This window comes from Micromonospora sp. NPDC050200 (assembly GCF_040656135.1).
Taxonomy (GTDB): Bacteria; Actinomycetota; Actinomycetes; order Mycobacteriales; family Micromonosporaceae; genus Micromonospora.
Genome location: NZ_JBFALG010000007.1, coordinates 57,144 through 72,314 on the forward strand (window position 1 = coordinate 57,144; position 15,171 = coordinate 72,314).

Sequence of the window (15,171 nt, forward strand, 5' to 3'; positions counted from 1 at the left end):
TCAGCCCTCCCGCTGCTGACGCAGGTTGCGGATCTGGTAGATCACGATCGGTACCACCAGGATGAACAGGATGACGGCCAGCGCCGAGCCCTGCCCGTTCTGGCCGTACCGGAACGCCTGGTTGTACATCTCGTTGGCGATCACGCTGGTGTCGTAGTTGCCGTTGGTCGCGGTCCGGACGATGTCGAAGACCTTGAGCGTGGCGATCGACAGCGTCACCACCACCACGATCAGCGCGGGCCGGATGCTCGGCATGGTGATCCGCCAGAACATCTGCCAGGGGGTGACCCCGTCGAGGCGGGCGGCCTCCACGATGTCCGCCGGGATCGCCTTGATCGCGGCGGAGAGCACCACCATGGCGAAGCCGGCCTGGATCCATACCATGATCACGATCAGCAGGAGGGTGTTCAGCGGCGACTCGAGCAGCCACTGCTTCGGCTCACCGCCGAGGCTGACCACGATCTGGTTGAGCAGGCCGATCTGCTCGTCGCCGTCGCCCCGGTAGGCGTAGACGAACTTCCAGATGATGCTGGCGCCGACGAACGAGATCGCCATCGGCAGGAAGATCAGCGACTTGGCCACCGCCTCGAACCGGGCCCTGTCCACCATCACGGCGTACAGCAGCCCGAACGAGGTGGCGATCAGCGGGACCAGGATCACCCAGACCAGCGTGTTGAGCAGGACCCGGAAGATCGAGTCCTCGGAGAACATCCAGACGTAGTTGTCGAAGCCCACCCAGTCGTTGCTGCCGCCGTCCATGAAGGAGAGCAGCGTGGTGCGGATCGCCGGCACGACCAGCCCGACGGTTAGCAGCAACACCGTCGGCAGCAGGAAGAAGAGCGCGAAGAGCCCTTCCCGGGGCTTGGTACGGCGGGGGAGTGGGGCGCCGCTGGCGGACGCCGCCACCAGGCGCGTCTCCCGACGGCGGGCGAACCAGGCTGGCACCACGTCGAGGAGCAGGAGCAGACCGCCCACCACCGCGACGAAAGCGATCAGCCCGTACATCAGCATGAGGAACTTGGGCTGTTCCTCAGCGAAGTCGAACTCCATCGACCCTCCTCAAGGGTTCGGGTTCGGCGGGTGGTCCGGTCCGCGCCGCGGACCGGACCACCCGCCCCAGATCACTTCCAGCTGCCCTCGATGCCGTTGAGCACCGTCGCGGTGTCCTTGCCGTTGATCCAGTCGACCATGCCCTTCCAGAAGGTGCCCGCGCCGACCGCGGCCGGCATCAGGTCCGAGCCGTCGAAGCGGAAGACGGTCTTCGGGTCCTGGAGGATTCCGACGGAGAGCTTGTCCACCGGGTTCGGCACGTTGGCCAGGTCGAGCTTCTTGTTCGCCGACACCCAGTCGCCGATCTTGGCGCGGCTGTTGGCGTACTCGCCAGAGGCCAGGTAGGTCTGCACCGCCTGGATCTCGGGACGGTCGGCGAAGGCGCCGACGAACTCGCCGCCGCCCAGCACCGGCTTGCCCTTGGCCGGGTCGACGGCCGGGAAGTAGAAGGCGAAGACGTCGCCGTCCTCGGCCACCCTGGTGCCCTGCGGCCACTGGTTCGCGTAGAAGGACGCCTGCCGGTGCAGGGCGCACTTGCCCTCGGTGATCGGCAGACCGGCCTCGCCGAAGGCGGTGGTGGCGATGCTCTTCACGCCGCCGAAGCCGCCGTTGACGTACTTCTCGTTCTTCAGGATGGTGCCGGCCTTGTCGACCGCCTCGGCGACCTTCGGGTCGTTGAACGGGATCTCGTGGTTGGTCCACTGGTCGTAGACCTCGGGGGTCTGCGTCCGCAGCATCAGGTCCTCGATCCAGTCGGTGGCCGGCCAACCGGTGGCCTCACCGGACTCGATGCCGGCGCACCACGGCTTGGTGCCGCTCGCCGCGATCGTGTCGCTGAGCTTGATCAGCTCGTCCCAGGTGGTCGGGACCTGCCAGCCCTTCTCCTTGAAGGTCTTCGGCGAGTACCAGACGAACGACTTGACGTTCGACCCCAGCGGCGCGCCGTAGAACTGGCCGTTGACGGTGCTGTACTTCAGCCAGTCGGGAGAGTAGTTGGCCTCCGCCTCGGTCTTGGTCGCGGCGCTGACCGGCTTGAGCTTGCCGCTGTCGACGAACCGCTTGAGCAGGCCGGGCTGCGGGATGAAGGCCAGGTCGGGGGCGTTGCCACCGTCGACCCGGACGGGGAGCTGGGCCTCGAACTCGGGAGAGCCCTCGTGGTCGATCTCGATGCCGGTGCAGTCCTCGAACTGCTTCCAGGACTGCGCGAGGCGGTCGGCCTCGAGGTCCCGGATGGACGAGTAGATGGTGACCTTCTTGCCGTTGTGGCCCTGGTACTTCTCGTATGCGGCGCACTCCGCGGAGCCCGCCTTGTCGCTCTTCTTGTCGTTGCCGGTGCCGCAGGCGGTGGCGCCGAGCGCCAGCCCCAGTACGCCGGCGATCGCGAGAGCCTGGCGTGATCTGGCAAACGCCATGCCGTTCTCCTTCCTTGCCGGCGCGTGGAGGGATCGAACCCGCGCCGGTCCGATGGTCGTCTCCACATGTAAGCGCTTGCATCACGTCTCGGTCCACCCCCCTACCGGACACGGCCCGGTAACAATCCCGAAACCCGCCCAACCGGCCGTGGGCGCGCTCCCGCGCGGCAGGTCCGGCGCCACTTCCCATCGATGGAGGTTTCTGCCACTCTGGACGCAAAGCATTGAAGAATCTCGACATTGGAGGTGCTGGATGTATAGACGGTGGTGGAGCCTCGCCGCGGCCGCGCTGCTCGCCGCGGTGGCGCTGGTGGCTCCGGCGAGCCCCGCGATGGCGGCCCCGACCTTCAAGGTGCCGTTCCCCTGTGGCCAGTCCTGGTCGGGGCAGACCCGGTCCGACCACAGCCCGGCGTACGCGATCGACTTCAACCGCACCGACGACCTCGGCGACCCGGTGGTGGCCAGCGCCCCCGGCACCGTCGACCGGGTCACCGACCTCGGCGGCACCAGCTACGGCAAGTACGTGCGGATCGACCACGGTGGCGGCTACACCACCTACTACGCCCACCTCAACGGCTTCAACGTCTCGGTCGGCCAGACCGTCGGCTACGGCAAGGTGATCGGCTGGGTCGGCAGCACCGGCGGCTCCACCGGGCCGCACCTGCACTACGAGCAGCGGCTGAACGGCAGCGACATCCAGGTCCGGTTCAACGGCGCGTTGGCGCTCTACTGGGGCACCAAGAGCTACACCAGCGACAACGCCTGCTCCGGCGGCACCGCCTCCGGCACGGTGAACACCGCCGGCGCCGACCTGACCGTCCGCTCCGGCCCGGGCACCAGCTACGACGCGGTCGGCTCGGTCGCCGACGGCGCCACGGTCACCATCTACTGCCAGACCACCGGTTCCACGGTCACCGGCACGTACGGCACCAGCTCGATCTGGGACCGGATCGGCACCGGCAGATACGTCTCCGACGCGTACGTCTACACCGGCTACGACGGCTGGATCCCGAACGTGCCCCGCTGCTGAGGGCGCGACGAAACCCGGCCGGCACGGTGCCGGGGCCGTCGATTCCCGATCTCCAGGTCTGGGCGGACGGAGATACCGGAAGCGACGACCCCGGCGGGTCCGGTGATGCGATTCCGCGTCAACTGTGGAAGAGGCTGACGCCACCCGGGCCGACCAGCAGGCTGACCACGATGAGGACGATGCCCCACAGGATCTGCCGGCGGAACAGCGCGAGGATGCCGGCGACCACGAGTACGACTGCGAGAATCCAGAGAATCAGCGGCATGGCGGCTGAATACCCGGGTCACTGATTCCGGAAACCTGGGACGATCAATGGAGTTGATCTCCCAGGTGGAAGATGCTGTACGCCTGTTTGATCACCGGGTGCGCGACGTTGCGCACGCGTACCCCGCCGGGGGTGGTGCCCCGCTCGGTGCCCGCGTGGGCGTGCCCGTGCAGGGCCAGCGCGGTCGGTGCCGAGTCGATCGCCTGACCCAGCTGGTACGACCCGAGGAACGGGTAGATCTCCAGCGGCTCACCGGCGAGGGTGTCCGGCACGGGGGAGTAGTGGGTCAGCGCGACCAGCCGGTCGCAGTCCAGCCCGCGCAGCGCCGTGCCCAGCGCGTCGGCGGTCTCGTTGGTGGTGTGGACGAACGCCTTCATCTCCGGCTCGCCGAAGTCGCTGGCACACCGGCCGGCGAAGCCGCCGCCGAAGCCCTTGACCCCGGCCACGCCGAGCCGGCCGCCGGCGCACTCCAGCACCATGCCCGTCCCCTCCAGCACGGTGATCCCCACGTCCTCGAGCACGTTGACCACCTGCGGCACCTCGTCGCACTGGTGGTCGTGGTTGCCGAGCACGGTGATCACCGGGACCCCGAGATTGCCGAACTCCCGGGCCACGCAGCGCGCCTCGGCCTCGGTGCCGTGCCGGGTCAGGTCCCCGGTGAGCAGCAGCACGTCGGCGCAGTCGGGCAGCTCCTCCAGGGCCGGCCGGAACCGGCCGACCACGTCCTCGTCCATGTGCACGTCGCCGACGGCGGCGATCCGGATCATCGTCGGGTCCTCCTCACGGCAGCTCCTCGACCTGGGTCGGCGCCTGCGTCCGGATCACCCCGATGTCGCTGGTGATCGGCACGTCCGGAAAGCGCTCGGAGACCCGGCGGAGGATCTCCTCCCGCCGGTGCGGGCTCTCCACCTCGCCGTAGAGGACGAGCCCGCGTTCCCGGTGGACCACGGTGATCCCCTGCTCGGCGACGTCCGGGTCCTCGGCGAGCAGCCGGTGGATCTCCGCCTCGACGTACTCGTCCGGCGGGCCGGCGCCATGCTCGGTCACGGTGTCTCCTTTCCCTCGGGGGTGCGGGCGTACGGCACGGGCGTGCCGGAGTACGGGACCACGTCGAGCCGGTCCAGCAGCACCAGGAACGCCTCGGCGTACGGCGAGTGCAACGTCTCCTTCCGTACCCGTTCCCAGTCGATCTGTTCCCGCAGCGAACGGGCCAGCGGCAGGCCGCGGGCGAAGTCGCAGTAGTGCTGCGAGAAGCTGAGCAGCTTGTGCACCATCAGCCGGGTCGCGGACAGCACCGGCATGTGGATGGCGTCCACCGGGCGTACCACCGTGTCGGCGAAGGTCTCCTCGGTCACCGGGGTCTCGATCGGCCGGTGGATCAGGTCCACCATCCGCCCCTCGTCGTAGACCTTCACCAGCCAGTCCTCCGGCGGGCGCTCGGCGCTGAAGCCCTCGGCGACCAGCGCCTCCAGCGCCCGCACGACGTCCTCCTCGCGGAGCAGGAAGTCCACGTCGTGCTCGCTGGAGTGGCCGCCGTGCGCGTAGACGGCGAAGCTGCCGCCGAGGGCGAAGGGGATGTCGTTCTGCTTGAGCACGGCGGCGACCCGCTTGAGGGTGTGCAACAGGCTCTCGTCCCCGCGCTCGGCCATCTGGTGCTCCCGTCGTCGTGGAGGTGGACAGGCGGTCGGAAATGACGTTGCGTACCCGGCCCGCCCGGCACCCACACCTTTGCGACGGCCGGACCTGGTCACCGGGTCGGCAACCGGGCAAATCACCGCGAGCGAGCGCGGATCGGATAGCCTGTGCAGGGTGGCGAGATCACTGCGGGCGACCGGCGGCAGGGCCCGACTGCGCCGCGTCGCCCTCGTCGGCATCGACGGCTCGGGCAAGACCACCCAGGCGCACCGGCTCGCCGACGCGCTCACCGCGGCCGGTCGGCCGGCCACCTACCACCGCAACGCCGGCGGCCGGCGCTGGCTCGGCCGCCTCGCCAACCGGCTCGGACGCCGCGACGCGCAGCGGCTCGTGGGGCGCAACGGGGTGCTCGCCGTCGAGTCGGTGCTGCGCTGGCTGGCCATCGCCGCCGCGCTGGTGAGCTGCCTGGTGACCGGCCGCACGGCCGTCATGGACCGCTACTCCGCCTGCCAGTACGCCAGCATCCGGGCGCACGGCGGGCAGCGCTGGGAGCGGCTGGCCCGGGTCGGCTACCGGGTCTTCCCGGCGCCGCAGGTCACCTTCCTCCTCACCGTGGACCCGGCGGAGGCGTACCGGCGGATCGAGCGGCGCGGCGACGACCACGAGACGATGGGCTGGCTGACCGCAGCCGACACCGCGTACCGCACGCTGCCCGAGTACCCGAGCTTCGTGCTGGTCGACGCGGGCGGCGCGCCGGAGGAGGTGGAGCGGCGCATCCGCGCCCAGCTGGCGGCCTGGCTGCCGCCGGGGGCAGGTCCGCCGGCTCCCGACGCGCCGGCCGCCGAGCCAGCCCCGGAGCGGCTGCCCGCTCAGGCCCGCCCGTAGACCGGCACGGCCGCCCCGCTGGTCGGCGCGGACTCGTCCGAGGCGAGGAAGCGGACCACCGGGGCGATCTCGGCCGGGGACACCCAGCGGCGGTGCTCGGCGTCCGGCTGGGCGGCCCGGTTCGCCGGGGTGTCGATCACGCTGGGCAGCACCGTGTTGCAGCGCACGCCGGAGGCCCGGTACTCCACCGCCACCGCGTTGGCGAAGGCGAGCACGGCCGCCTTGGCGGTGGCGTACCCGGCCGCCCCGGGGAACGGCGCGAGCGCGGCCCGCGCCGAGACGCAGACCACCGCGCCGCCGCCGGCCGCGACCAGGTGCGGCAGCGCCGCCTGGGTGACCAGGTAGGTGGGGCGCAGGTTGATCGCCAGCATCCGCTCGAACTCCTCGACCGGGGTCTCGTGCACCTGGCCGCCGCTGGCGTACCCGCCGACCAGGTTGACCACGGCGCGCAGCGGCGCGGCGGGGTCGTCGGCGGCGGCTCGCACGGCCCGGGCGACGTCGGCCGGGTCCATCAGGTCCGCGGTCACCCGGACCGGCTCGGACGCCGCCGGCCCCGCCGGGGTGCCGCTCTCCCGCTGGGGTACGACCACCCGCCAGCCCGCCTCAACGAAGGCGGCGGTGACCGCCCCGCCGAGTCCGCCCGTTCCGCCGGTGACCAGCACGCTGCGATCCGCCATGCGGGACACCGTAGCGTGGTGGTCACCGCGAGGGCAGCGGACGCGTCATGCGGCGGAAATCGCGCACGCTGCCGCGACTCCGCCGCTGCGGGGGATACTTCTGTCGGATACGTGCGGTGATGGTTGACGGGCCGCCGCTCATGAAAGTAAGTTTCATCCGTGGCGAAGAGTCCGAAGATTTCTGCGAGTCACGAGCCGGGTGGGCTGATCGTCCACATCAGCGGCCTGCTCCCCTCGCTGTCGCCCGCCGAGCAGCGGGTGGCCCGGCTGGTCGTCTCCGACCCGGCCGGCGCCGCGCGGCGGACCATCACCGACCTTGCCACCACCGCCGAGACCTCCGAGGCCACCGTGATCCGGTTCTGCCGGTCGGTCGGCATGGACGGTTACCCGCAGTTGCGGATCCGGCTCGCCGCCGAGGCCGCCCGCCGGGTCGAGCCGCCGGACGCCCGGGTCGTCGGCGGTGACATCCCGCCCGGCGCGGACCTGGCGCAGATCATCGCCACCATCGCGTTCAACGACGCCCGAGCCGTGGAGGAGACCGCCGAGCAACTCGACCCGGCGGTCTGCGAGCGGGTGGTGGACACCATCGCCGCCGCCGGCCGCATCGACGTCTACGGCGCCGGGGCCAGCGGCTTCGTCGCTTCGGACTTCCAACAGAAGCTGCACCGCATCGGCCGCACCGCCTTCTACTTCCCCGACGTGCACACCGCGCTGACCTCCGCCGCGCTGCTCGGCAAGGGGGACGTCGCGGTCGGCATCTCGCACACCGGCACCACCTCGGACGTGATCGAGGTGCTGGAGCAGGCCCGGGCGCGGGGCGCCTCGACCGTCGCGCTGACCAACTTCCCCCGCTCGCCGATCACCGAGGTCGCCGACTTCGTGCTCACCACCGCGGCCCGCGAGACGACCTACCGCTCCGGCGCGATGGCCAGCCGGCTCGCCCAGCTCACCGTCGTCGACGTGCTCTTCGTCGGGGTGGCCGCGCGCAACCGGGCCCGGGCCCGCAAGGCCCTGGAGGCGACCGCCGAGGCGGTCCAGTCGCACCGGGTCGGCCCGGGGCGGAGGCGCGGGTGACCGCCGGCCGGGTGGAGCCGGACGAGGCGGCGGTCGTGACCCGGCCGGTGGTCCGGGTCGGTGCCCCGACCGAGCGCCGCAACCCGGACAGCGCCGACCTCGACCTGATGTCGACCCGGGACGTGCTCACCGTCATCAACGACGCCGACCGCCGGGTGCCGGCTGCCGTCGCGGCCGTCCTCGACGAGATCGCCGCGACCGTCGACCTGGCCGTGGCGGCCCTGCGCGGCGGGCACCGGGTGCACTACTTCGGCGCCGGCACCTCCGGCCGGCTCGGGGTGCTCGACGCCGCCGAACTGGCCCCCACCTTCAACTCCCCGCGGGACTGGTTCTGCGCCCACCTGGCCGGCGGCCCGGACGCGATGTGGCGCGCCGTCGAGGACGCCGAGGACGACGAGCCGGGCGGCGCCGCGGAGGCGGCCGAGTGCGTACGACCGGGGGACGTGGTCGTCGGCCTGGCGGCCAGCGGACGCACCCCGTACGTCCTCGGGGCGCTCGCCGCGGCCCGGGCGCGGGGCGCCGCGACGGTGCTGCTCTGCGCGAACCCGGAGGCGGCGGCCGCCGCCTCGGTCGACGTGTTCATCGGGGTGGACACCGGACCTGAGGTGGTCACCGGCTCGACCCGGATGAAGGCGGGCACCGCGCAGAAGTTGGTGCTGAACACCTTCTCCACGGCCGTGATGGTGCGCCTCGGCCGGGTCTACTCGAACCTCATGATCGACATGGTGGCCACCAATGCCAAGCTGCGCGGCAGGATGATCTCGATCCTGATGGAGGCCACCGGCTGCTCGGAGGAGATCTCCCGGCGGGCCCTGCACGAGGCCGACGGCGACCTCAAGACCGCCCTGGTCTCGCTGGTCTCCGGGGCCGAGGTGTCCGCCGCCCGGGCGGCGCTGGCCCGCTGCGCGCACCAGGTCCGCGGCGCGCTCGCCCTGCTCGCCTCCTGACACCCCGTCCCGGTCGGGCCACCCGCCCCGGGTGAGACGCGGAACACGTCGCGGACGGGGACGTCCAGCACCCCTCGGATTGTTGTCCAGGGGGCGGGGTAATCGATATCTCGTGAATGAACCGACCGGTGCGCCGGCGCGTATCTAGCAGTGACCAGGATCGCAGCCGGGTGGTGACGAGGGTCGCTGCGTCGTTGGCGTCGCAATGGTGCGATTGCCCAGGGCGGAGGCCGATTTTCCCTGATCCGCCAGCCTGTTCGTGGTGCCCGCCGGTGAGCACCGGACGGGGTGCTGACAGCAAACATGGACTCGACTTTCAGCTGATACTCAGGCATTCGTGACACTTTCGACTCACGACATGGAATCCCCGACACGTCTCATCTGTTGTGCAGGTGTCAGCGCCGACGGGCAACAGCGGAGGTTACGGGGGAGGGTCGATGGACGTGGGGATGGCAAGGAACCGGGCAACCGGCGCGAGCGAGGGGACCGTGGGCAACGTGGACAAGAACATCGGCATGCGGACCGACGAGGTCGCCGAGGAGCGCGACCTGGTCGGCGTCTACCTGCACGAGATCTCCCGGACGCCGCTGCTGGACGCCGCCAAGGAAGTCGATCTCTCCAAGGCCATCGAGGCCGGGCTCTACGCCGAGCACCTGCTCGGCGAGGACCGCGCCCCCGAGGGTGTCGACCGGGACGACCTGGAGCACCTGGTCGCCGAGGGCGAGCGGGCCAAGGACCTCTTCATCCGGGCCAACCTGCGGCTGGTCGTCTCCATCGCCCGGCGCTACGTCCGGTCCGGGATGCCCATGCTGGACCTGATCCAGGAGGGCAACACCGGCCTGGTCCGCGCGGTCGAGAAGTTCGACTACGTGCGGGGCTACAAGTTCTCCACCTACGCGACCTGGTGGATCCGCCAGGCCATCAGCCGGGCGATCGCCCAGCAGGAGCGCACGGTGCGGCTGCCGGTGCACCTGGTCGAGGACGTCAACCGGATGCGCAACGTGGCCCGGCAGCTCACCCGTGAGCTGGGCAGCGACCCGGAGCCGGAGCAGATCGCGGCGGCCCTCGGCGTCACCGTCGAGCGGGTCAACGAGCTTCGCCGCTGGTCGCAGGACACCGTATCGCTGGACACCCCGGTCGGGGACGACGGCGACACCAAGCTCGGCGACCTGGTAGCCGACAGCGACGCCCCGTCGCCGGAGGAGATCGTCCTCACCGGCCTGGAGCGGCAGCGCATCGAGGGTCTGCTCAACCACCTCGACGACCGGTCGGCCGGCATCATGCGGGCCCGGTACGGGCTCGAGGACGGGCGGGAGCACTCGCTCACCGAGGTCGCGTCGCGCTTCTCGCTCTCCCGGGAGCGGATCCGCCAGCTGGAGATCCAGGCCCTCGGCCGGCTCCGCGAGCTGGCCCGGGCCGAGGGGCTGCAGGCAGCCTGACCTGGTAACAATGACGGCGAACGGCCGGCGTCCGATAGGGGGACGCCGGCCGTTCGCGTGTCCGGGTCGGGTCAGCGGACCCGGCCGTAGCCCTGGATGGGCATGATGTCCATGTCCCGCTGGAGCACGTTGCGCCCGGCGCTGGGCGCGTCGATGATCTGGCCGCCGCCGACGTACATGCCCATGTGGCCGAGGCCGCTGTAGAAGACCAGGTCCCCGGGTCGCAGGTCGCCGCGGCCGATGTGCGACACCACGCCCCACTGCATCCGGACGTTGTGCGGCAACGACCTGCCCGCCGCCCGCCAGGCGGCGGAGGTCAGCCCGGAGCAGTCGTAGCCGCCGGGGCCGTCGGCGCCCCAGACGTACGGCTTGCCGATCGCCCCGTACGCGTAGCGCACCGCGATCCCGGCGCTGCCGGAGACGGCGGGCGCGTCGTCGGTGGCGCGGGCGGCCGGACGGGGGGTGGGTGCCTCGGTGGCCCGGCCGTAGGCCTCCCGGCGCAGCTGGTAGAGCCGGGCCAGGTCGCGCTCGATCTTCTTCTTCGTGGTCGCGATGCCCCGGGCCTGCGCGGCCTCCCGGGCCAGCGTCGCGTCCAGCCGGGTTTTCTCGTCGAGCACCTTCTGCTGGCTCGCGGTGAAGCCGGCGATCCGGTCCTGGCGTTCGCGGGTGAGCCGGTCGATCGTGCTGAGCCGGTCCATCAGCGGCGCGGACCCACCCGGTTCGAGCAGCGCCTGCGCGGTCCGCAGGCCGCCGGTCTTGTACGCGGTCGCGGCCATCTTCCCGACCTCGGCCCGGCTCCGCGCGGCCTGCTCCTCGAGCGGGCCGATCCGGGCGTGCAGCGAGGCCGCGGTCTCCTTGTTTGCCTCGATCTCCTCGTTGAGCTTGTTGTACGACTCGACGACCCGTTCCAGCTCGGTCGAGGACTTCTCGATCCGTGCGGTCAGCTCGGCCACGGACGGCTCGGCCTGAGCCACCGCCGACGGGGCGATCAGCGCGGCCGAGAGGCCGGCGACCGTGAGCGTTCGCACCAGCATCCGTAAGGACGACAAGAGCGGAAGGCTCCTCTCTGCGGGCCCCCGGGGGATGCTGACGCCCCCGGCGGCACCGGCCCGGGGCCATCCGGGCGGATGGCGGCCGACCGTGCCGGCCCGCCCAACCTAACCCGGGACGGGAGTCGCGCGCAGGTGAAGCCGGGGCGAAAGTTGGCAAATGGGCAGGAAAGGCTACTGCGCAACGTGACGTCCGGTGGTGCGGGTGTGGCGTGGTGTGCGGTGTGTCCGGGCCGCTTCGGCACTCTTCGCGGCTTGCGTCGGCTTCGTCGTTCTCGGCGTATGTCGCGGCATGAGCCGGGGTTGATGCCGGACAAAACCGAAACGGATGCCAGATGCGGGCGGCCCGGGAGGCGTGTCGGGCGACGGGGGACCGGAACCCGACCGACACGGGTGGCGGGGCGGCAACAGAATGGAGCCCGGAGCCGGGAATCCCGTCGTGAGCAGGCACGGCACGGTGGGAGAGCCGGCACCGCCGGCCCCTGGGAGGACGCCGTGCAGACAGACCGCTCCGCCACCCGTCCGCCGTACTCGCCGCACGGGACGACGCTGCTCTACGCGCGACCGGGAATCGTGGTGACCACCGAACGGTTCACCATCGGCCGGAACACCTTCGCCGTCGCTGACCTCACCCACCTGCGCACCGCGCGGGGGCCGCACGACCGGCTGGCCGTGCGCGTCGTCGCGATGACCGCCACCCTGATCACCGGCGGCGGCGTGCTGCTCGGTTTCACCGGCGGGCTGCAACGGCTCACCGCCGGGGCGTACCTGACCCTGGGGGTGCTGTTCCTGCTGCCGGTCCTGCTGGTGCTGGCCGGCGACCGCTGGCGACCGCCGGCGTACGAGCTGTGGGGGCACTGCGGGGGCGTCGAGGTGCTGCTGTTCAGCAGCGACGACGAGCGGCAGTTCGGCCAGGTCAGCGGGGCGCTGAGCCGGGCCCGGGAGCTGCACCGGTATCCCGACGCGGAGGACCCGGCCGGGACGGCCGGCTGGTGGCGACCGGAGCGCTGAGGCGTGCCTAGCCCGCGGCCACCGGCTCCGGCGTGCGCGCCTGCCGGTCCGCCAGCTCCCTGCTCACCTTGCGCTCGGCGACGAACGACACGAACGGCACCGTACCGGCGAGCATCACCAGCAGCATCCGCTTGAGCGGCCAGTTCACCCGGCGGCCCAGGTCGAAGGTGGCGGCCAGGTAGAGCATGTAGAGCCAGCCGTGCGCGGTGCCGACGACCGCCACCACGATCGGCTCGTCGAACGCGTACTTCAGCGGCATGCCGATCAGCACCAGCACGGCCAGCGCCACGCCAACGATCCAGGCGATCACGCGGTACCGGTTAAGGGCTCCGCCCACCGTCGTCCGTCCTTCCGCACCGGCCTCAGCCGGGATAGTCACCGGGCCTCGCGCCCGGATTGGCGTTCAACCATGTCAGGTAGCGGTTGTACTCGGTCAGGTCGGCGTCGTCCGGGACGTCGACTGTGGCCGGCACCCGGGCCACGCGCACCGGGCGGCGTACCGCCGGGGCGGCCGGGTCCGGCGTGGCGTCACCGACGGTGACCGCGTCCGGCGCGGCGGCCGGGCCGCGCAGGGTGTGCCGGATCTCACGCCACCAGACGAAGACCACGAAGCCGGCGAAGATCGGCCACTCCACCGCGTAGGCCCAGCTGAGCGTGTTGCCCGAGGCCGCCCGGCTGATCTGCCACCAGCCCAGCGCCAGGAACCCGACGACCAGCACGACCATGGCCACGTGGCGGGCGATCCACGCCGGTGCCCAGAGCCGTTTCATGGCGTCGAGCGTACCGGGACGGCCGGGCGTCTCCGACGTGGCGTCGTAGGAGGGTTTGGTGACACTCGGTCTGGGCATTCGTCTAGACGCCAGCCCAAACGAGCCCAGGGGGGCGACATGACCGAATCAGTACGCCAGTCCGGTGACGCCAGCCCGGAGCAGCGGATGACCGAGTGGGACGGCGACCACGCCCGCGACGCGTCGGCCTCCGGCGCGGACGTCGACGGTGAGCTGCTCGGGGTGGACCCGGCGGAGCTGGGCGACGAGGACCTGATCCGGGAGCTGCAGAGCCTGCACCGCACCCGGCTGGACACCCTGCGCCACGCGGCCGACTCCGCGCTCGCCAACCACCTGCGCCGCACCGCCGAGCTGGAGACCGAGTACCTGGCCCGGCACCCCGGACGCGAGGTCGACCCGAGCCGGCTGCGGGACGCCTGATGGCCACGCACGCCGAGCGGGGCATGTCCGCGCCGCCCGAGGTGGTGTTCAACACCGCGACCGACCCGGACCGGGCCTCGGCCTGGCTGCCGGAGCCGCTGCGGCAGGACGGCGGGGAGCGCCCGCAGGCCAGTGCCGAGCAACTGCGGGCCCGGTGGAGCAGCGGCTCCGCCCCCGGCTGGTCGGCCGAGATCCGGGTGGAGGCGGCCGACGCCGGGGGCTCCCGGGTCCGGCTCGACCTGACCGGTGGGGACAACGGCCTGGCCGACGAGACCCTGGCCAACCTCGCCCGCGAGGTGGCCGACAACCTGACCGCCGGTTGAGCGGACCGTGACGAGGGATGAGGAGACGTCGGTGACCCAGGGCGGCCTGAGGCAGAAGGTGGCGCGGCTGCGCCAGGCGTACGCGCCGCACGAGCACCGGCCGCTGGGCGGCTACCTGGCGGCGATGGGCACCTACGCCACGGTCGCCGCGTCGCTGGCCGGCCTGGTCCGGGCGACCGGGCGACCGGTGCCGGACCGTCCCGCCGCCGGCGACGTGGTGCTGCTCTCCATCGCCACCCACAAGCTGAGTCGGCTGCTTTCCAAGGACGCGGTGACCAGCCCGCTGCGAGCCCCGTTCACCCGCTACGACCGCCCGATCGGCAGCGGCGAGGTGATGGAGCAGGTCCGCGACCAGGGCAGCGGGACGAGGCACGCCATCGGCGAGCTGCTGAGCTGCCCGTTCTGCCTGGCCGTCTGGGTCGCCACCGGCTTCACCGGCGGGCTGGTGCTGGCGCCGCGGCTGACCCGGCTGGTGGCCACCGCGCTGACCGCGGTCGCCGCCTCGGACTTCCTCCAGATGGGGTACGCCGTCGCGCAGCGGGCCGCCGAGGGGCCCCTCGACGGGAAGTGACCCGTACGACGTGGAAGGGGGCCGACGGTGCGCCGGCCCCCTTCGCGTCGTCCTCGTCACGTCGGGGTGGTGCCGTGGTCCTCCCCGGCCCAGCCGCGCGACGACTCCGGCTCCCGCTCGTCGGAGTCCTCGCCGGTGACCACGTCACGGTCGACCGCGGTGCGGTCGTGCTCGTTGGCGAAGTCCGGCTCGGGGAGGGTGTCCACGCCCTCCGGGGGCTCGCCGAGCGCCGGCAGCTTGTCGTGGTGCTCCTCGGGGTCGGACATCTCGTCTCCTTCTCGCGGGGGTCGCCGGGTCAGGTGACCGCACCGCCGAGCAGGTCCGCCGCCTCGTCGACCGCGTACTCACCCTGGGGGAGCGCGGCGATCCGGGTGAGCAGCGCCGCGGGGAGTTCCGCGGCGACGGCCCGGCGGTAGATGTCCGCCTGGCTGATCCGCTCCTGGCCGTGGTAGAGGTCGTCGAGCAGTTCGTCGAGACGCCGGGTGTCCGGCTCGTCGGTGACGGGTGCGTCGATCACGGGAACGTCGTCGGTCACGCCGACCACCTACCCACCCCCGAACCGGTCAAACACCCCCCTCCCCGCCCCTCCCGCCCC

General features: G+C 71.8%; 21 protein-coding genes. 9 read left to right on the forward strand and 12 right to left on the reverse strand.

The features are described 5' to 3' along the window. Positions 1-1,050: a sugar ABC transporter permease gene (locus AB0I41_RS07190; RefSeq protein WP_357102844.1), complete on the reverse strand. Its 1,050-nt coding sequence runs from the start codon at positions 1,048-1,050 to the stop codon at positions 1-3. Between the two features lie 71 nt (positions 1,051-1,121). Next, positions 1,122-2,462 carry an ABC transporter substrate-binding protein gene (locus AB0I41_RS07195; protein WP_357102847.1) on the reverse strand — a complete coding sequence of 447 codons (1,341 nt, stop codon included), beginning with the start codon at positions 2,460-2,462 and terminating at the stop codon, positions 1,122-1,124. A gap of 253 nt (positions 2,463-2,715) precedes the next feature. Here AB0I41_RS07195 and AB0I41_RS07200 point away from each other — a divergent pair, with 253 nt between their 5' ends. Then, the gene (locus AB0I41_RS07200; protein ID WP_357102850.1) at positions 2,716-3,492 is read left to right on the forward strand and encodes a peptidoglycan DD-metalloendopeptidase family protein; all 777 of its coding nucleotides are present in this window, start codon (positions 2,716-2,718) and stop codon (positions 3,490-3,492) included. Between the two features lie 118 nt (positions 3,493-3,610). Here AB0I41_RS07200 and AB0I41_RS07205 read toward each other — a convergent pair whose 3' ends face one another. Genes AB0I41_RS07205 through AB0I41_RS07220 form a run of 4 tightly spaced genes read right to left on the reverse strand, consistent with a single transcriptional unit; the run spans position 3,611 to position 5,631 of the window. Beyond that, positions 3,611-3,757: a GPGG-motif small membrane protein gene (locus AB0I41_RS07205; protein ID WP_357102852.1), complete on the reverse strand. Its 147-nt coding sequence runs from the start codon at positions 3,755-3,757 to the stop codon at positions 3,611-3,613. A 44-nt stretch (positions 3,758-3,801) separates the two neighbouring features. Beyond that, positions 3,802-4,524, reverse strand: a complete 723-nt coding sequence (locus AB0I41_RS07210) for a metallophosphoesterase (protein ID WP_357102854.1) — start codon at positions 4,522-4,524, stop codon at positions 3,802-3,804. 13 nt (positions 4,525-4,537) lie between these two features. Then, complete coding sequence (locus AB0I41_RS07215; RefSeq protein WP_357102857.1) at positions 4,538-4,804, reverse strand: hypothetical protein; 267 nt, start codon at positions 4,802-4,804, stop codon at positions 4,538-4,540. Then, a complete protein-coding gene (locus AB0I41_RS07220; protein ID WP_357102860.1) occupies positions 4,801-5,631 on the reverse strand; it encodes a nucleotidyltransferase in 831 nt (276 codons plus the stop codon). Before AB0I41_RS07220 ends, AB0I41_RS07215 begins: the two co-directional genes overlap by 4 nt. On the opposite strand from AB0I41_RS07220, the gene AB0I41_RS07225 reads away from it, so the two are divergent. Continuing rightward, positions 5,567-6,277, forward strand: a complete 711-nt coding sequence (locus AB0I41_RS07225; RefSeq protein WP_357102863.1) for a thymidylate kinase — start codon at positions 5,567-5,569, stop codon at positions 6,275-6,277. The genes AB0I41_RS07220 and AB0I41_RS07225 overlap by 65 nt on opposite strands. Here the strand turns inward: AB0I41_RS07225 and AB0I41_RS07230 are convergent. Further along, on the reverse strand, positions 6,262-6,954 hold the full coding sequence (locus AB0I41_RS07230; protein ID WP_357102866.1) for an SDR family NAD(P)-dependent oxidoreductase: 693 nt from the start codon (positions 6,952-6,954) through the stop codon (positions 6,262-6,264). The two genes, AB0I41_RS07225 and AB0I41_RS07230, sit on opposite strands and share 16 nt — an antisense overlap. Positions 6,955-7,113: 159 nt before the next feature. On the opposite strand from AB0I41_RS07230, the gene AB0I41_RS07235 reads away from it, so the two are divergent. The 3 genes from AB0I41_RS07235 (at position 7,114) to AB0I41_RS07245 (ending at position 10,414) form a co-directional block, all read left to right on the forward strand. Then, the gene (locus tag AB0I41_RS07235) at positions 7,114-8,028 is read left to right on the forward strand and encodes a MurR/RpiR family transcriptional regulator (RefSeq protein ID WP_357102868.1); all 915 of its coding nucleotides are present in this window, start codon (positions 7,114-7,116) and stop codon (positions 8,026-8,028) included. Further along, complete coding sequence (gene murQ / locus AB0I41_RS07240) at positions 8,025-8,975, forward strand: N-acetylmuramic acid 6-phosphate etherase (RefSeq protein ID WP_357102870.1); 951 nt, start codon at positions 8,025-8,027, stop codon at positions 8,973-8,975. Before AB0I41_RS07235 ends, murQ begins: the two co-directional genes overlap by 4 nt. A 449-nt stretch (positions 8,976-9,424) precedes the next feature. Then, complete coding sequence (locus AB0I41_RS07245) at positions 9,425-10,414, forward strand: sigma-70 family RNA polymerase sigma factor (RefSeq protein WP_357102873.1); 990 nt, start codon at positions 9,425-9,427, stop codon at positions 10,412-10,414. Between the two features lie 71 nt (positions 10,415-10,485). On the opposite strand, the gene AB0I41_RS07250 is transcribed toward AB0I41_RS07245, so the two are convergent. Next, positions 10,486-11,463, reverse strand: coding sequence for an NlpC/P60 family protein (locus AB0I41_RS07250; protein ID WP_357102876.1), 978 nt, complete (start codon positions 11,461-11,463; stop codon positions 10,486-10,488). A 495-nt stretch (positions 11,464-11,958) separates the two neighbouring features. On the opposite strand from AB0I41_RS07250, the gene AB0I41_RS07255 reads away from it, so the two are divergent. Further along, positions 11,959-12,474, forward strand: coding sequence for a DUF6232 family protein (locus AB0I41_RS07255; protein ID WP_357102879.1), 516 nt, complete (start codon positions 11,959-11,961; stop codon positions 12,472-12,474). 7 nt (positions 12,475-12,481) lie between these two features. Here the strand turns inward: AB0I41_RS07255 and AB0I41_RS07260 are convergent, their stop codons facing one another. Together AB0I41_RS07260 and AB0I41_RS07265 are read right to left on the reverse strand one after the other, a co-directional pair. After that, positions 12,482-12,811 (reverse strand): DUF3817 domain-containing protein, encoded by a 330-nt coding sequence (locus tag AB0I41_RS07260; protein WP_357102881.1) that lies wholly within the window; start codon positions 12,809-12,811, stop codon positions 12,482-12,484. A gap of 25 nt (positions 12,812-12,836) precedes the next feature. Continuing rightward, entirely contained in the window at positions 12,837-13,244 is a 408-nt protein-coding gene (locus AB0I41_RS07265; protein WP_357103150.1) for a hypothetical protein, read from the reverse strand. 117 nt (positions 13,245-13,361) lie between these two features. On the opposite strand from AB0I41_RS07265, the gene AB0I41_RS07270 reads away from it, so the two are divergent. Genes AB0I41_RS07270 through AB0I41_RS07280 form a run of 3 tightly spaced genes read left to right on the forward strand, consistent with a single transcriptional unit; the run spans position 13,362 to position 14,576 of the window. Continuing rightward, the gene (locus AB0I41_RS07270; RefSeq protein ID WP_357102884.1) at positions 13,362-13,682 is read left to right on the forward strand and encodes a DUF6158 family protein; all 321 of its coding nucleotides are present in this window, start codon (positions 13,362-13,364) and stop codon (positions 13,680-13,682) included. Then, a complete protein-coding gene (locus tag AB0I41_RS07275; RefSeq protein WP_357102887.1) occupies positions 13,682-14,005 on the forward strand; it encodes a hypothetical protein in 324 nt (107 codons plus the stop codon). The genes AB0I41_RS07270 and AB0I41_RS07275 overlap by 1 nt, the downstream gene beginning before the upstream one ends. A 31-nt stretch (positions 14,006-14,036) precedes the next feature. After that, the gene (locus AB0I41_RS07280) at positions 14,037-14,576 is read left to right on the forward strand and encodes a DUF1360 domain-containing protein (protein WP_357103153.1); all 540 of its coding nucleotides are present in this window, start codon (positions 14,037-14,039) and stop codon (positions 14,574-14,576) included. A 56-nt stretch (positions 14,577-14,632) separates the two neighbouring features. On the opposite strand, the gene AB0I41_RS07285 is transcribed toward AB0I41_RS07280, so the two are convergent. Together AB0I41_RS07285 and AB0I41_RS07290 are read right to left on the reverse strand one after the other, a co-directional pair. Next, positions 14,633-14,842 carry a hypothetical protein gene (locus AB0I41_RS07285; RefSeq protein WP_357102890.1) on the reverse strand — a complete coding sequence of 70 codons (210 nt, stop codon included), beginning with the start codon at positions 14,840-14,842 and terminating at the stop codon, positions 14,633-14,635. Positions 14,843-14,871: 29 nt separating this feature from the next. Continuing rightward, on the reverse strand, positions 14,872-15,120 hold the full coding sequence (locus AB0I41_RS07290; protein ID WP_357102893.1) for a hypothetical protein: 249 nt from the start codon (positions 15,118-15,120) through the stop codon (positions 14,872-14,874). Positions 15,121-15,171: the final 51 nt, after the last annotated feature.

Bases quoted from the DNA above. Each gene is read 5' to 3' on its own strand.
- AB0I41_RS07195 (WP_357102847.1), bottom strand. From the start codon at position 2,462: ATGGCGTTTGCCAGATCACGCCAGGCTCTCGCGATCGCCGGCGTACTG.
- AB0I41_RS07270 (WP_357102884.1), top strand. From the start codon at position 13,362: ATGACCGAATCAGTACGCCAGTCCGGTGACGCCAGCCCGGAGCAGCGG.
- AB0I41_RS07265 (WP_357103150.1), bottom strand. From the start codon at position 13,244: ATGAAACGGCTCTGGGCACCGGCGTGGATCGCCCGCCACGTGGCCATG.
- AB0I41_RS07190 (WP_357102844.1), bottom strand. From the start codon at position 1,050: ATGGAGTTCGACTTCGCTGAGGAACAGCCCAAGTTCCTCATGCTGATG.
- AB0I41_RS07285 (WP_357102890.1), bottom strand. From the start codon at position 14,842: ATGTCCGACCCCGAGGAGCACCACGACAAGCTGCCGGCGCTCGGCGAG.
- AB0I41_RS07205 (WP_357102852.1), bottom strand. From the start codon at position 3,757: ATGCCGCTGATTCTCTGGATTCTCGCAGTCGTACTCGTGGTCGCCGGC.
- AB0I41_RS07275 (WP_357102887.1), top strand. From the start codon at position 13,682: ATGGCCACGCACGCCGAGCGGGGCATGTCCGCGCCGCCCGAGGTGGTG.
- AB0I41_RS07210 (WP_357102854.1), bottom strand. From the start codon at position 4,524: ATGATCCGGATCGCCGCCGTCGGCGACGTGCACATGGACGAGGACGTG.
- AB0I41_RS07230 (WP_357102866.1), bottom strand. From the start codon at position 6,954: ATGGCGGATCGCAGCGTGCTGGTCACCGGCGGAACGGGCGGACTCGGC.
- AB0I41_RS07245 (WP_357102873.1), top strand. From the start codon at position 9,425: ATGGCAAGGAACCGGGCAACCGGCGCGAGCGAGGGGACCGTGGGCAAC.
- AB0I41_RS07200 (WP_357102850.1), top strand. From the start codon at position 2,716: ATGTATAGACGGTGGTGGAGCCTCGCCGCGGCCGCGCTGCTCGCCGCG.
- AB0I41_RS07220 (WP_357102860.1), bottom strand. From the start codon at position 5,631: ATGCCGACGAGGGCGACGCGGCGCAGTCGGGCCCTGCCGCCGGTCGCC.